Here is a 12,898-nt window from a genome sequence, read left to right as displayed (position 1 = left end):
CGGGGCGGTCTTGAGCGGCCCGGCCCGGACCGGCCGCCGGCTCGACGTCGCCATCCTGGCGCGCGTCCTGCCGTTTGCCCTGTACATCCTGTTTCTGATCCTGGCCGAGGTCTTCGGCGGCGACCAGGCCTGGCTGTACCCGGTCAAGATCGGCCTGGTCCTCACGGCCCTGCTGGCCTTCCTGCCCCAATACGGCGAGCTGCGGGTGCTGCCCGCGCAGGCGGCGTGGCTCTGGCTGGCGGCGCCCGCCGTCGGTGCCGTGGTGTTCGTCGCCTGGATCAACCTGGATGTCGGCTGGCTCAGTCTCGGCAGCGGCGCCGGCTATCGCCCGACCGGACCCGACGGCGGCCTGATCTGGTCGCTGGCGGCGGTGCGCCTGGCCGGGGCGGCCGTGGTGGTGCCGGTCATGGAGGAACTGTTCTGGCGCGCCTTCCTGGCCCGCTGGATCGACCGCTCCGATTTCCTGGCCCTGGCCCCGGCGGCGCTCAGCCTGCGCGCCGTGCTGGTGTCCAGCGTCCTGTTCGGCGTCGAGCATGCCCTCTGGTTCGCCGGCATCCTGGCCGGCCTGGCCTACACCTGGTTGTACCGGGCCAGCGGCAGCCTGTGGCCGGCGATCCTGGCCCATGCCGTCACCAACCTGATGCTCGGGGTCTGGGTACTGGCTACCGGGAACTGGCAGTTCTGGTAGGGGACGGGCGGCGGAAATTGCCGCGCCGCTCCCGGCCGCGTTTTCGGGGTGTCGCGCTAAGGCCATGATTCATCGTGGCAACCTGGGTTTCGGTCCGGATATTGCTATGCTGGAGGTGATAGCGAGTCCAGGGACGAACGTCATGCGCCTGAGCCGGAAGTCGAAGCCAGCCGAGCACGCCCGGAGCGGGCGGGATGCCGGCCCGCCCGTGTCCGGACCGGGAAAGGGATAGGTGCCATGGAACAGCCGCTCACCGTACGTTGGCAGAACTCCGACAACTACTACACCGCCATGCTGGCCCCCGACCTGTTCGGCGGCTGGACCCTGGTGACCGCCTCGGGCGCGCGCTCCGGCAAGAACGGCCGGGTCCGGGAAAAGCCGCTGGCCAGCTACGAGAAGGGCCTCGAGGCCATGCGCCAGTTGCGCCACCGGCGCCGGCGCGAGGGCTACGAACTGTGCGGCAGCGCGTTCGCGGAGTTCCGCCGCCTGGACCCGCGCAGCCCCGAACTGCGCGCTGCCGAGACCCAGGCCGTGCTGCGCCTGTTCGCCGCCTGGCAATTGGGCCGCGAGGAGCAGGCCGGGCTGCTCGGTCTCGATGCCCGCGGCCTGGACGGCTACCTGGACGGGCGGCCGCTGGCGGACGATGCCGTCCTGCTCAGCCGGGTCGGCCACCTGCTGGCGATCAACAAGCGCCTGCGCCGGCGCTACGGCGAGGCCGCCGATTGCCCGGCCGAGTGGTTGCGCCTGCCCAACGTGAAACTCGGCGGCCGCCGGCCGCTCGACGTCATGCTCGCCTCGCGGGCCGGGCTGGCGGCACTGCGCCGCCACCTCGACGCCGAGGCCGGGCCGCCGCGCAGCCGCCCGGCCGGGCCGGTGCGGGCGCCCGTCACAGGCTGAGCCACCAGGCGCAGGACAGCGCCAGCACCAGGAGCAGCGGTACGGCCCAGAGGGCGGCGCCGGCGATCGCCTCGTCGCGCCGGCCCAGCTTGAGGCCGGTCACCATGGCGCGCGGCAGGTTCTCCCGGTGCGCCAGGCTGCCGACCAGGACCCCGGCCAGGTGGACGACGACCACTGCCAGCATGGCGTTGACCACGCCCTCGTGCAGTTCCTCGAGCCATTCGCCGCCGATGTCCTGGTAGGTCGGCCAGCCGGTCGCGGCGGCGGCCAGGCCGAGCCCGAGCAGGGCCAGGATGGCGTAGGCCCCGGCCGGGTTGTGGCCGGTGTAGTGCTCGGCCCGGCCGCCGGCCAGGCCGGTCAGGTAGTGCCAGGCGGCCTTCGGTGCCCGGACGAAGTCGGCGAACCGGGCGTGCCGGGTCCCCACCAGGCCCCAGAACAGGCGGAACGCCACCAGGCCGGCCAGGGCGCCGCCGGCCCAGACGTGCACCAGCCGCCATTCCTCGCTCTCGCCGGTCAGGTAGGCGACCAGGAAGGCGAGCGCCATGAGCCAGTGGCCGATGCGGGTCGGCCAATCCCATACCAGGACGCGTTCCATGTCAGTCCTCCCAGCGGCCGATGCCGGGGATATCGATCTCGCGTTCGCCGTAGCGGCCCTGGTCGGCGCCGCGGTGGCAGGCAGCGCAGTTGGCCGCGCTCTTGACCCGGCTGTCCTGCCAGGCCTTGGTCGGTACCTCGCGGTGTTCGCGCTTGAACCAGGCGGTGGTGGTCAGGCGCGGCGGCTTGCCCGCCGCCTGGATGCGCCGGCTGGCGTTCGTTTCCAGCCAGGCCGAGATGGCGCCGGCGCTCTTGGCGTCCAGGCTGGCGTCCGTGCCGAAGTGGTCTTCCAGGCCGGCCATGGTGGCCTTCCAGTCGGCGGCCGAGAGCAGGCCGGGCGGGAAGGGCGTGTGGCAGCTGCCGCATTCGCTCTGGTAGGCGGCCGGCATGCCGGTCGGCAGGGCGTTGCGTTCGGCCCAGGCGGGCAGGGCGGCGAGGGCCGCGAGGACGATGAGGAATCGTTTCATGGTCATTGGGCTCCGGCGACGAACTGGATGAAATCGGCCTTTTCGGCCGGGCTGCAGGCGCGTCCGACGACTTCCTTGCAGTTGCGCTTGAACCACTTCTCGACCTTGGCCGGGTCGCTGAAGCGTTCCGGATTGACGGCCGGGCTGAGCGGCTGGATCGTCTTGCCGGTCACCGCGTGGCGGCCCGGGTTGCGCGGGTTCTCGGTGTGGCAGGCGGTGCAGCTGGACAGCTTCTCCGAGACGCCCCAGTTCTTGCCGGCGAAGGCCTTGCCGCGGGCCGCGTCGGCCGTGAAGCCGGCACCGGCCTGGGCGCTGTATTCGGCGATGAACTGGGCCGGGCCGGCCGCCCACAGGCTGGGCGCGACGGCGAGGCCGAGCAGAAGAAGATAAGGTCTCATGATGGGGTCTCCTATCGAATGTCGGGGGGTGCCGGCAGCGCGGGGCGGCCGGCGTGGGTCGCATGTTTGCCGGCCAGCCTTAGGTCAGCCTTAACCCGCGCTTAAGCAGGGCTTAAGGCGCCGGGGCATAATGGCCGGCGAAACGTGAGGATCGGCATGCGCATACTCCTGGTGGAAGACGACGAACTGCTCGGCGACGGCCTTCAGGCCGGCCTGCGCCATTGCGGCTTCCAGACCGACTGGCTGCGCGACGGCGAGAGCGCCCGCCTGGCCCTGGCCAGCGAGGAATACGCCGCCGTGGTGCTCGACCTCGGCCTGCCGCGCCTGGACGGACTCAGCCTGCTGCGCCTCCTGCGCGGTGCCGGCGACGACATCCCGGTCCTCGTCCTGACCGCGCGCGACGCCACCACCGACAAGGTGGTCGGCCTCGACAGCGGCGCCGACGACTACCTGGTCAAGCCGATCGACCTGGACGAACTGGCGGCCCGCCTGCGTGCCCTGATCCGCCGGGCCGGCGGCTCCAGCGCGCCGACCATCCGGGTCGGCGACCTGGTGCTCGACCCGGCCGCGCGCCGGGTGTACCTGGACGCCGTGCCGGTGGAGGTGCCGGCCAAGGAGTTCGCCATCCTCGAGATGCTCATGCGCAATGCCGGCAAGGTGATCTCGCGCGCCCAGCTGGAGTCGGCGCTGTACGGCTGGGACGAGGGCGTCGAATCGAATGCGGTCGAGGTCTACATCCACCACCTGCGCCGCAAGCTGGGCCACAGCCGCATCCGGACTCTGCGCGGCATCGGCTACCTGTTCGAGGCCGTGGCATGAGGACCTCGATCCAGGCCCGCCTGCTGGTGCCGGTCATGCTGGCCGTGTTGGTGGTCGGGCTGGTGACCGCCTGGCTGGCCTACCAGCGCGCCGTCAAGGAGGTGGACGAGCTGTTCGACGCCCAGCTTTCCCAATACGTCGGCATCCTGCTCGCCTTGGCGCACGAGACCGACGACGACGACGAGGTCCGCTTGCCGAACATCGACGGCCACCGCTACGAGAACCGCATGCTGTTCCAGATCTGGCACCGCGAGCATGGCCGCGACCGCCTGCTCATCCGCTCGCCCGGACTGGCCTCCAACTGGCCCGAGCAGGTCGCCCGCTCGGGCTATTCGGTGGCCCGCATCGACGGCCGCACCTGGCGTTGCTTCGCCGCCACCGACGACGACGGCGACCAAGTCGCCTGGGCGGCCCTGGACCTCGACATCCGCGCCCACCTGGCCGGCGAGATCGCCGAGGACAACATGAAGCCGTACCTGTTCGGCCTGCCGGTCCTGGCGGCGTTCCTGTGGCTGGCCATCCGGCGCGGCCTGGCCCCCCTGCGGCGCCTGCAGGGCGAACTCGCGGCGCGCTCGCCGGAACGTCTCGACCCGCTGGCCGCGACCGGCCTGCCACGCGAGCTGAAGCCGCTGGTGGAGACCCTGAACCGGTTGTTCGGCCGGGTCGATCTGACCATCGAGAACGAGCGCCGCTTCACCAACGACGCGGCGCACGAGTTGCGCACGCCGCTGGCGGCCCTGCGCGTGCAGTTGCAGGTGGCCCAGCGGACGCCGGACGACGAGGAGCGCCACAGCGCCATCGCCAAGGCCCTGCTCGGGGCCGGCCGCATGTCCCACCTGGTGACCCAGTTGCTGGCCCTGGCCCGGTTGGAGAGCTCGGGGACGCCGGGCGAAGCCGAGCCCGTGGACCTGCGCGGCGTGGTTGCCGACGTGGCCGCCGACCTCGCAGCCATGGCCCGGGAGCGGCAGGTCACGCTGGAGCTCGATGCCGACGCCCCGGCCCTGGCGCTGACCGGCAACCCCGGCCTGATCCGGGCCCTGGCCCGCAACCTGATCGACAATGCGCTGCGCTATGCCCGGCCGGGCGGCCGGGTCCGGGTGAGCGTGGCCGGCGGCACCCTCCGGGTGGCCGATGACGGTCCCGGCGTGGCCGCCGAGGAACGCGAGAAGCTGGGCCTGCGTTTCCATCGCTTCGGCCCGCAGAGCGCCGAGGGCGTCGGCCTGGGCCTCTCCATCGTCCGTCGCATCGCCGAACTGCACGGTGCCGGCCTGAGCTTCGGCGCCGGCCTCGACGGCGGCGGCCTGACCGTCGAGGTGGCCTTCCCGGCACGCCCGGCCTGAGCCGGTCAGGGCGGTTCGCGCTCGTCCCAGGTCGACTTGATGGCGATGATCTCCGGCAGGATGGCCTCGAAGGCCTGGACCAGGCGCGGCTCGAAATGGCTGCCGGCGCTCTCCCGTATCGTCGCGATCACCCGCTCGAGCGGCCAGGCCTCCTTGTAGGGCCGTTTCATGCTCAACGCGTCGAATACGTCGGCGAGGGCGACGATGCGCGCCGATTCCGGGATGGCGTCGCCGGCCAGGCCGTCCGGGTAGCCGGCGCCGTCCCATTTCTCGTGGTGGCGCAGGGCGACCTCGGCGGCGAGCCGGAACAGCGGCGCGCTGCCGCGCCGGAGTATCTCGTAACCGATCCGGGTGTGCGTCTGCATGAGCGTCCACTCCTCGACGTCGAGCTTGCCCGGCTTGCGCAGGATGGCGTCGGGTATGCCGAGCTTGCCGGTATCGTGCATGGGCGCCGCCAGCTCGATCAGCCGGGCCATGTCGTCCGGCCAGCCGCAGGCCCGGGCCAGGGCGGCGCTGTAGGCGGCCATGCGCCAGATGTGCACGCCGGTGTCGGTGTCGTTGTAGTGGCCGGCCTCGCCGAGCATGAACACGGCCTCGCGGTGGCTGTCCTCGAGCTGGCTGGCCTGGACCAGGGACAGGTGGGTGCGCACGCGGGCGCGCACGATGGCCGGCGAGATCGGCTTGACAATGTAGTCGACGGCGCCGACCTCGAAACCGGCCGACTCGTGTCCGGTCTCGGCCAGCGCGGTGACGAAGATCACCGGCACGGCGGCGGTGCGGACGTCGCTTTTCAGGCGCCGGCACACGCTGAAGCCGTCCATGTCGGGCATCTGGATGTCGAGCAGCACCAGGGCCGGGTTGTGCTTGAGCGCGGCCCTGAGGGCCTCCTCGCCGCTGCGCGCGAAGACCATGTGGTAGTGGGGCGCCAGGACCTGGCGCATGGCGGCGAGGTTCTCGGGTTCGTCGTCGACGATGAGCAGGGGGCCGGGGGTCATGTCATGCCTCGAGGCGGATGCCGAGTTCTTCGGCGAGCCGGCGGATGGCGGCCTCGCCGGCCCGGAAATCGAATGTCTCGACCGCCAGCCTGATCGCCTCGATGCGCGGCCCGGGCAGTTGCTCGGCCAGTTCGGCCAGCAGCGGCTCGACGCCGTCCGGGTTGTCGGCGTCCAGGGCCGCCAGGGCGCGGCCGAGTTGGCCGGTCACCAGGTGGCGGTCGAACTCCGGTAGCGCGGCGGTGTCCGGTCCCGGCTCCGGGGCGTACCGGCGGATGCTGGCGAGGGCGACGTCGAGTGCCGCCTGCAGGCGGTCGATGGCGGCACCGAGGTCGTCGCCGTTGCGGGCCAGGGCGTCGACCTCCTGGGCGTGGCCGGCGACCTCGCCGAGCGCCAGGTTGCCGGCCACGCCCTTGAGCTTGTGGGCGAGCGCCGACGCCGCATCGCCGTCCGACTGCCTGAGCAGCTCGGCGCTGGCCCGGTATTCCTGGGCGAACCGTTGCAGGTACTGGCGGTAGACCGCCTGGTCGCGCCATACCCGCAGGCCGCGTTCGACGTCGATGCCCGGCAGCGGGCTGCCGGCGCCCGGGCCGGACTCGGCCGCCGGCGCCAGGGCGATGGGGGCGTTGCGCCAGCCGGTGAGTTTCTGGATGCGGCGCACGGCGGCATCGACGTCGAACGGCTTGGTGATGAAGTCATCCATGCCCGCGGCCCGGGCCTCGTCGTGCTGCGACTTGAAGGCGCCGGCCGTGAGGGCGACTACCGGCAGGGCGGCGATGGCCGGGGTGGCGCGTATCCGGCGGGTGGCCTCGTAGCCGTCCATGACCGGCATCTGGACGTCCATCAGGACGATGTCCACCGACTTCGGGTGGGCCGACAGCCAGTCCACGGCCTGCCGGCCGTCGTTGGCCAGGGACACCGTGGCGCCTTCGGCGCCGAAGATGCGCTGGGCGACCTCGCGGTTGATGTCGCTGTCGTCGACGACCAGGATGCGCAGGCCGGGCAGGCGCTTGCCGTCCTCGGCCGACGGCTGGCCCGTCTGCTGGCCGAAACGGCGATTCATGGACTGGGCGACGGCGTCGTAGAGCCCGGACGGCGTCACCGGCTTGGTGAGCACGGCGTCGGCCAGCTTGCTGTCCGGCTCGGCCAGGAGGGCATCCTGCGAGTAGGCGGTGACCATGACGATGATGGGCTGGTCGGCGCCGTTGCCGTGCCGGGTACGGATGGCGCGCGCCGCGGCCAGGCCGTCGATGCCGGCCATGCGCCAGTCCAGCATCACGATTTCGTCGGGCAGGCCGGCGGCGCGCCGGGCCTGGATGTGTTCGACCGCCGCTTCGCCCGAGTCGACGGTGGTCACCTTCCAGCCGATGGCGCGCGCGGCGGCGCCCAGGGCCGCCAGGGCCGCCGGGTTGTCGTCGGCGATCAGCAGCTCCAGGCCGGCCATTTCCGGCGCCGACAGGCTGGGCCCCGGGGTGCGCGGGAGATCGAGCCGGAAGGAAAACTCGCTGCCCACCCCGGGCGTGCTCGCGACCGCCAGGCGGCCGCCCATCATCTCGACGAGCTGGCGGCTGATGGCCAGGCCGAGCCCGCTGCCGCCGAACCGGCGCGTGGTGGAGGCGTCGCCCTGGTTGAAGGCGCCGAAGACTTCCTGCAGCTTGTCCGGCGCGATGCCGATGCCGGTGTCGGCGACGGCGAAGCGCAGCGCCACCCGGTCGTCGGCTTCCTCGAGCAGGTCGATGCGCAGTTCGACGTGGCCATGCTCGGTGAACTTGATCGCGTTGCCGGTGAGGTTGATGAGTATCTGCTCCAGGCGCAGGGCGTCGCCGCGCAGGTTGTCCAGGCCGCCCGGCGCCGAGATGATCAGCTCGATATCCTTGCTGCTGGCGTTCGCCGACATCACCGTCGACAGGCTGTCGAGCACCACGTTGAGGTTGAAGGGCGCGTCCTCCAGTTCCAGGTTGCCGGACTCGATCTTCGAGAAGTCGAGTATGTCGTTGATGATCGACAGCAGGAGGCGCCCGGAGGCGCGTATCTTGCCGACCAGCTTGATGGCGTCGGCCGGCAGGTTGGCGCGTTCGAGCAGGTAGGCGAGGCCGAGAATGGCGTTCATCGGGGTCCGGATCTCGTGGCTCATGTTGGCCAGGAAACGGCTCTTGGCCTGGGTGGCCGCCTCCGCGGCGGCGCGCGCCTCATGCAGTTCCGTGACGTCGTAGAGCCAGGCGAGCCCGGCGCGCTGGCCCTCGTAGTCGATCGCCATGTAGGAACCCAGGACCCAGGCGTGCGGCGCCTCCGGGTGGTCGGGTCGATGCAGTTCGACCAGCCTGTTGAGTACGCTTTCGCCGGCCTGCAGGCGGCGGCGGATGTCCTCGAAGGCGGCGCCGTCGACGTAGGTGCGGCTGATGTCCATGCCGCGCACGGTCTCTTCGTCCTCGTGGAGCAAGTTGCACAAGGCCTGGTTGAGGAACAGGATGCGGCTGTCGGCCAGGGTGGCGATGCGGACCCCGATGGGGGCGGCCGCCAGCACCTCGTGCAGGGTCTCCCTCTGCTGCCAGAGACCGGAATAGTCCACCAGCGCCGAATGGGCCATCTGGAATTCGCCGGCCTCGCCGCGGACCGCGGTGAGCGATACCAGTGCCTGCAGGATGCTGCCGTCGCGGCGTACGAACTGCAGCTCGATTTCGCCGAGCGTGCCGCGGGCCGGCAATTCGGCGAACTTGGCCGCGAAGGCGGCGGTCGACTCGGCGGTCATGAATTCCGTGATCCGTTTCCGGCCGACCACCTCTTCGCGTGCGTAGCCCAGCCAGGCCAGCTCGGTGTCGTTGATCCTGAGCACGGTCCCGTCCGCGGCCAAGCTGTGGTAGCCGCACGGCGCCTTGTTGTAGAGATCGTCCAGCTCGTCGGCCTGCTGCCGGATCCGGCGCTCGGCCTCCTTGAGCTCGGTGATGTCCCAGACGAAGGCGATGAAGCGTCCGGGTTCCCCGGCGTTGGCGTCCGCCTGGTAGTTCACCACGATCTCGACCGGGATGGCGCGTCCGTCCCTGGCTCGCTGGACGGACTGGAAATGGGCATTGCCGCGTTCCCGCAACGGCGCCACCAGTGCCGGGAAGTGCTCCTGCGGGAAGTTCGGATCGACGTCCGGCACGCCGAGCTCGAGCATCTCCTGGGCACTGTAGCCGAGCATCGCGGCCGCGGCGCGATTGACGTACAGAAAGCGCCCGGTCTCGGCGTCGACCCCCTGGATGCCGATGCCGCCCCGGTCCATGGCGATGTGGGTGTCGCGCAGGCGCTGGTTGGTCTCCTCGAGTTCGTCGGTGCGCAACTCCACCAACTGTTCCAGTTTGTCGGCCCGGCGGCCGCGCCCCGAATAGAGCACGACGGCAAGGGCGAAGTTGACCAGGGCGAGGAAGAAGGCGATGCCCTGGTAGACGCGGATATTGCGCGCCTCGTGCTGGGTGAGGACCTGCAGCCGGCTGGTCAGGCGGTTCATCTGGTCGAGCAGTTCGAGGTTGTGTGCGTTCGCGTAGGCGACGGCGGCGGCCAGGGAGGGCGCGAGCCCGCCCGGGTCCGGCCGCGCCAGCACCGCGCGCACGCGGGCATGGAGTTCGCGCCAATTGCTCGCGGCGGCGTCGAGGATGGCCAATGCACTGGCGTCCGCGACCGGTTCCAGGAACACCCTCTGCCCGTCGGCGTCGCCGGTGTCGTGGCCGTTGCGGAATCCCTGCAGCGTGCTGTCGAACAGCTTGTCGACTTCGTCCAGTTCGGCGCTCAATCCCGTGAGCGGCCGGCGCGCCTGGCTGGCCACCTGCATCTGCAGCAGCACCTTGGTCAGCCGTTGCGACAGCATGCGCTGGCGGCCGGCCAGGTTGATGGCGACGGCACGCTGTTCGATGCGGTGGCTGAGCCAGAAGTTGAGCACCAGCGCGGTGAAGTCGAACAGCAGGAAGAGCACCACCGCAACGACCGAGACGCGCCGGTAGTACTTCATATTGGCACCCGGCCCGACGGCGTTGCGAAGTCGGCAAGTACGGCGGATTCGGCCCCGGCCGGGTTACGGCGACCGCCGCGATTCGGCCCGTGCGGTACGGCTGGAGATCTGCCTGGCATGTTTACCACCCCTGGTATGTTGGCCGTGACCGCTGTCCCCGGTATTGCCACGCAGCGGCGCGCCTTCAGTCAGTCTTCTCTCGGGTCGCGGGAGCGACAGAGGAAAGTTACCTAAGTATAGGGACAGCGTTTCGTGCCTAGCAACATCCGGCGACGACGGCGTCAACCGGGGCCAACGCTGCCGTGCTTGCGGCGATGCGCCGCTTGCTCGGTGGCCGGGCCGTTGGGGAGGGTGTCGCCGACTGCCCGCCCGGCTTGGCCATAGGCCTCGCCCGGCAAGGGAAGCGGACGGCCAGGGGTATCCGCAGTCGCGGAATGGGCCGCGTCGCGGCCCATTGGAAGTCTGGTCGGGGTGAGAGGATTCGAACCTCCGGCCTCCACGTCCCGAACGTGGCGCTCTACCAGGCTAAGCTACACCCCGATTTGATCCTTCAGCGGTCACGCTCGACCGCGAAGGCCGGCAATTCTAGCAAAGCCTGCTTGTAAACGCTATCGGGTAAACACGTTAATTCTGCAACCGCGAGTTCGGCCTCGCGCCGGGCGCATTCGCGCGTGTAGTCGAGCGCGCCGGTAGCCCGTACCGCGGCCATGATGGCGTCGAACTGGTCGACGCTGCCGTTGATGATGGCTTCCCGCACCGTCGTCGCCTGTTCCGGCGTGCCGGTCCGCATGACGTGCAGCAGGGGCAGGGTGGGCTTGCCTTCGGCGAGGTCGTCGCCGACGTTCTTGCCGGTCTGGTCGCTGTCGCCCGAGTAGTCGAGGACATCGTCGACCAGTTGGAAGGCGGTGCCCAGATGCATGCCGTAGCGGCCCAGCGCCGCCTCCACCTCGTCGCCGGCGCCGCTGATGATGGCGCCCAGGCGGCTCGAGGCCTCGAACAGCTTGGCCGTCTTGTAGCGGATGACCTGGAGGTAGTTGTCGACCTCGATGTCGGGGTCGTGGCAGTTCATCAACTGCAGCACCTCGCCCTCGGAGATCACGGTGGTGGCGTCGGAAAGCACCTCCATGACGTGCATGTTCTGCACCGTCACCATCATCTGGAAGGCGCGCGAGTAGAGGAAGTCGCCGACCAGGACGCTGGCGGCGTTGCCGAACTCGACGTTGGCGGTGGGGCGGCCCCGGCGCAGGTCGGAGGCATCGACGACGTCGTCGTGCAACAGGGTGGCGGTGTGGATGAACTCGACGACGGCGGCCAGCTCGTGGTGGTAGTGGCCCCGGTAACCGAGCGCGTTGGCGCACAGCACCACCATGGCCGGGCGCAGCCGCTTGCCGCCGCCGGCGATGATGTACTCGGCGACCTGGCGGATCAGGACGACGTCGGAATGGAGACTCGCACGAATGACCCGATCCACTTCGGCCATGTCATCGCGCAACAGATCGGTCAGTGAAGTGGCGGTCATGCGGAAAAATTGATGGTCTTGTCTGGTGCCGGAGAAGAGATTCGAACTCCCGACCTTCGCATTACGAATGCGCTGCTCTACCAGCTGAGCTACACCGGCGTGGCGCGGATTATATCAGAGGCCAGGCGTAACGCAGCGCGCCGAATTTCGGCGTCTTGCCCTCGACCAGGTCGGCCAGGTGTTCGGCACAGGCCGGGGCGAGGGTGACGCCGTAGCGGAACTGGCCGGCGTTGACATACAGGTTGGCCAGCTCGGGGTGGCGGTCGACGATGGGCACGTTGCCGGGCGAGCCGGGACGCAGCCCGGCCCAGTGCCGGACCGGGGCGCCGGCGGCGACGTCCGGCAGGACGCGGGCGACCAGGGCCGCCAGTTCGGTGGCCGCCTCGGCGGTGGTGCGCTTGTCGAAGCCGACGTCCTCCAGGGTGCTGCCGGCCAGGATGTGGCCGTCGGCGCGCGGGACCAGGTAATGGCCGCCCTGGTAGACGACGCAGGGGAGGCGGTCCGGGGCCGCCCGGTAGAGCAGTATCTGGCCGCGCATGGGCCGGATCGGCAGGCCGGCCGCCAGGGGGCCGAGCAATTCGCTGCTCCAGGCCCCGGCGGCGACCACGTAGAGGTCGCCCTGCCAGCGCCGGCTCCCGGCCACCGCCGCCTCGACCCGGCCGTTGGCCGCATCCAGGCCGACCGCGCCGAGCTGGTCGTGCAGGCCGACGCCGCGCCGCGTCAGCGCTTCGCGCAAGGCCTTGAGCAGGCGCGGGTTGCGCACCTGGGGCACCTCCGGCAGCCAGAGCCCCGGGCCGAAGGGCGCCAGTCCGGCCGGCAGCGGGGCACCCGGCGCGGCGCGCGCGCCGTCGTACGGGGGCAGGACGAGCATGCCGGTGCGGCGGAATTCCGGATCGGTGTCGGCTTCGGCCCGGATCCCGGCGATCCAGTCCGGATACAGGGCCAGGCTGTGCTCGGCCAGTTCGTTCAGCTCGGCCGGATAGTCCCAGGGCAGGAGCAGGCTGAGCAGGCCGGCACCGGCCCAGGACGACTCGCGGCCGAGCTCGCCGCGCTCCAGCACCTCGACGCGGGCGCCGCGCCGGGCCAGCGCCCAGGCGGTGGCGAGGCCGGCGACGCCGCCGCCGATGACGATGATGTGTCGATTCACCCGTGGCAATCCTCTTGTGGTGTTGGCCCGATGTTAGCAAAGGCAGCGCCCG

General features: G+C 70.7%; 11 protein-coding genes and 2 tRNA genes. 4 read left to right on the top strand and 9 right to left on the bottom strand.

What is annotated here, in order from left to right; genetic code table 11:
- Nucleotides 1-10: 10 nt before the first annotated feature.
- Nucleotides 11-688, top strand: a complete 678-nt coding sequence (locus tag EZJ19_RS06140; protein WP_240754677.1) for a CAAX prenyl protease-related protein — start codon at nucleotides 11-13, stop codon at nucleotides 686-688.
- 237 nt (nucleotides 689-925) lie between these two features.
- Entirely contained in the window at nucleotides 926-1,585 is a 660-nt protein-coding gene (locus EZJ19_RS06135; RefSeq protein WP_131445595.1) for an antitoxin Xre/MbcA/ParS toxin-binding domain-containing protein, read from the top strand.
- On the opposite strand, the gene EZJ19_RS06130 is transcribed toward EZJ19_RS06135, so the two are convergent.
- From EZJ19_RS06130 to EZJ19_RS06120, 3 genes are read right to left on the bottom strand one after another with little or no spacing between them, the layout of a single operon-like run.
- Nucleotides 1,575-2,180 (bottom strand): cytochrome b/b6 domain-containing protein, encoded by a 606-nt coding sequence (locus EZJ19_RS06130; protein ID WP_131445593.1) that lies wholly within the window; start codon nucleotides 2,178-2,180, stop codon nucleotides 1,575-1,577. The two genes, EZJ19_RS06135 and EZJ19_RS06130, sit on opposite strands and share 11 nt — an antisense overlap.
- 1 nt (nucleotide 2,181) lies before the next feature.
- Entirely contained in the window at nucleotides 2,182-2,646 is a 465-nt protein-coding gene (locus EZJ19_RS06125; RefSeq protein WP_131445590.1) for a diheme cytochrome c, read from the bottom strand.
- 2 nt (nucleotides 2,647-2,648) lie between these two features.
- Entirely contained in the window at nucleotides 2,649-3,044 is a 396-nt protein-coding gene (locus tag EZJ19_RS06120; protein ID WP_131445587.1) for a DUF1924 domain-containing protein, read from the bottom strand.
- Between the two features lie 156 nt (nucleotides 3,045-3,200).
- On the opposite strand from EZJ19_RS06120, the gene EZJ19_RS06115 reads away from it, so the two are divergent.
- A complete protein-coding gene (locus EZJ19_RS06115; RefSeq protein WP_131445584.1) occupies nucleotides 3,201-3,863 on the top strand; it encodes a response regulator in 663 nt (220 codons plus the stop codon).
- Entirely contained in the window at nucleotides 3,860-5,203 is a 1,344-nt protein-coding gene (locus EZJ19_RS06110; protein WP_131445581.1) for an ATP-binding protein, read from the top strand. Before EZJ19_RS06115 ends, EZJ19_RS06110 begins: the two co-directional genes overlap by 4 nt.
- A gap of 5 nt (nucleotides 5,204-5,208) precedes the next feature.
- On the opposite strand, the gene EZJ19_RS06105 is transcribed toward EZJ19_RS06110, so the two are convergent.
- The 6 genes from EZJ19_RS06105 to EZJ19_RS06080 all read right to left on the bottom strand — a co-directional run bounded on the left by EZJ19_RS06105 (nucleotide 5,209) and on the right by EZJ19_RS06080 (nucleotide 12,846).
- Nucleotides 5,209-6,198, bottom strand: coding sequence for a response regulator (locus tag EZJ19_RS06105; RefSeq protein WP_131445578.1), 990 nt, complete (start codon nucleotides 6,196-6,198; stop codon nucleotides 5,209-5,211).
- Between the two features lies 1 nt (nucleotide 6,199).
- Nucleotides 6,200-10,180 carry a response regulator gene (locus EZJ19_RS06100; RefSeq protein ID WP_131445575.1) on the bottom strand — a complete coding sequence of 1,327 codons (3,981 nt, stop codon included), beginning with the start codon at nucleotides 10,178-10,180 and terminating at the stop codon, nucleotides 6,200-6,202.
- A gap of 463 nt (nucleotides 10,181-10,643) precedes the next feature.
- Nucleotides 10,644-10,720: transfer RNA gene (locus EZJ19_RS06095), tRNA-Pro, on the bottom strand.
- A gap of 10 nt (nucleotides 10,721-10,730) precedes the next feature.
- The gene (gene ispB / locus EZJ19_RS06090; RefSeq protein WP_131445572.1) at nucleotides 10,731-11,699 is read right to left on the bottom strand and encodes an octaprenyl diphosphate synthase; all 969 of its coding nucleotides are present in this window, start codon (nucleotides 11,697-11,699) and stop codon (nucleotides 10,731-10,733) included.
- 23 nt (nucleotides 11,700-11,722) lie between these two features.
- Nucleotides 11,723-11,798 (bottom strand) — tRNA-Thr (locus tag EZJ19_RS06085).
- A gap of 10 nt (nucleotides 11,799-11,808) precedes the next feature.
- Nucleotides 11,809-12,846, bottom strand: a complete 1,038-nt coding sequence (locus tag EZJ19_RS06080; RefSeq protein ID WP_165873486.1) for an NAD(P)/FAD-dependent oxidoreductase — start codon at nucleotides 12,844-12,846, stop codon at nucleotides 11,809-11,811.
- Between the last annotated feature and the right edge of the window lie 52 nt (nucleotides 12,847-12,898).

Origin of the sequence: Parasulfuritortus cantonensis, assembly GCF_004337445.1 — a bacterium.
Classification (GTDB): domain Bacteria; phylum Pseudomonadota; class Gammaproteobacteria; order Burkholderiales; family Thiobacillaceae; genus Parasulfuritortus; species Parasulfuritortus cantonensis.
The sequence above is the reverse complement of the archived record's forward strand: the minus strand, read 5'-3'. Positions and strand labels throughout refer to the sequence as shown.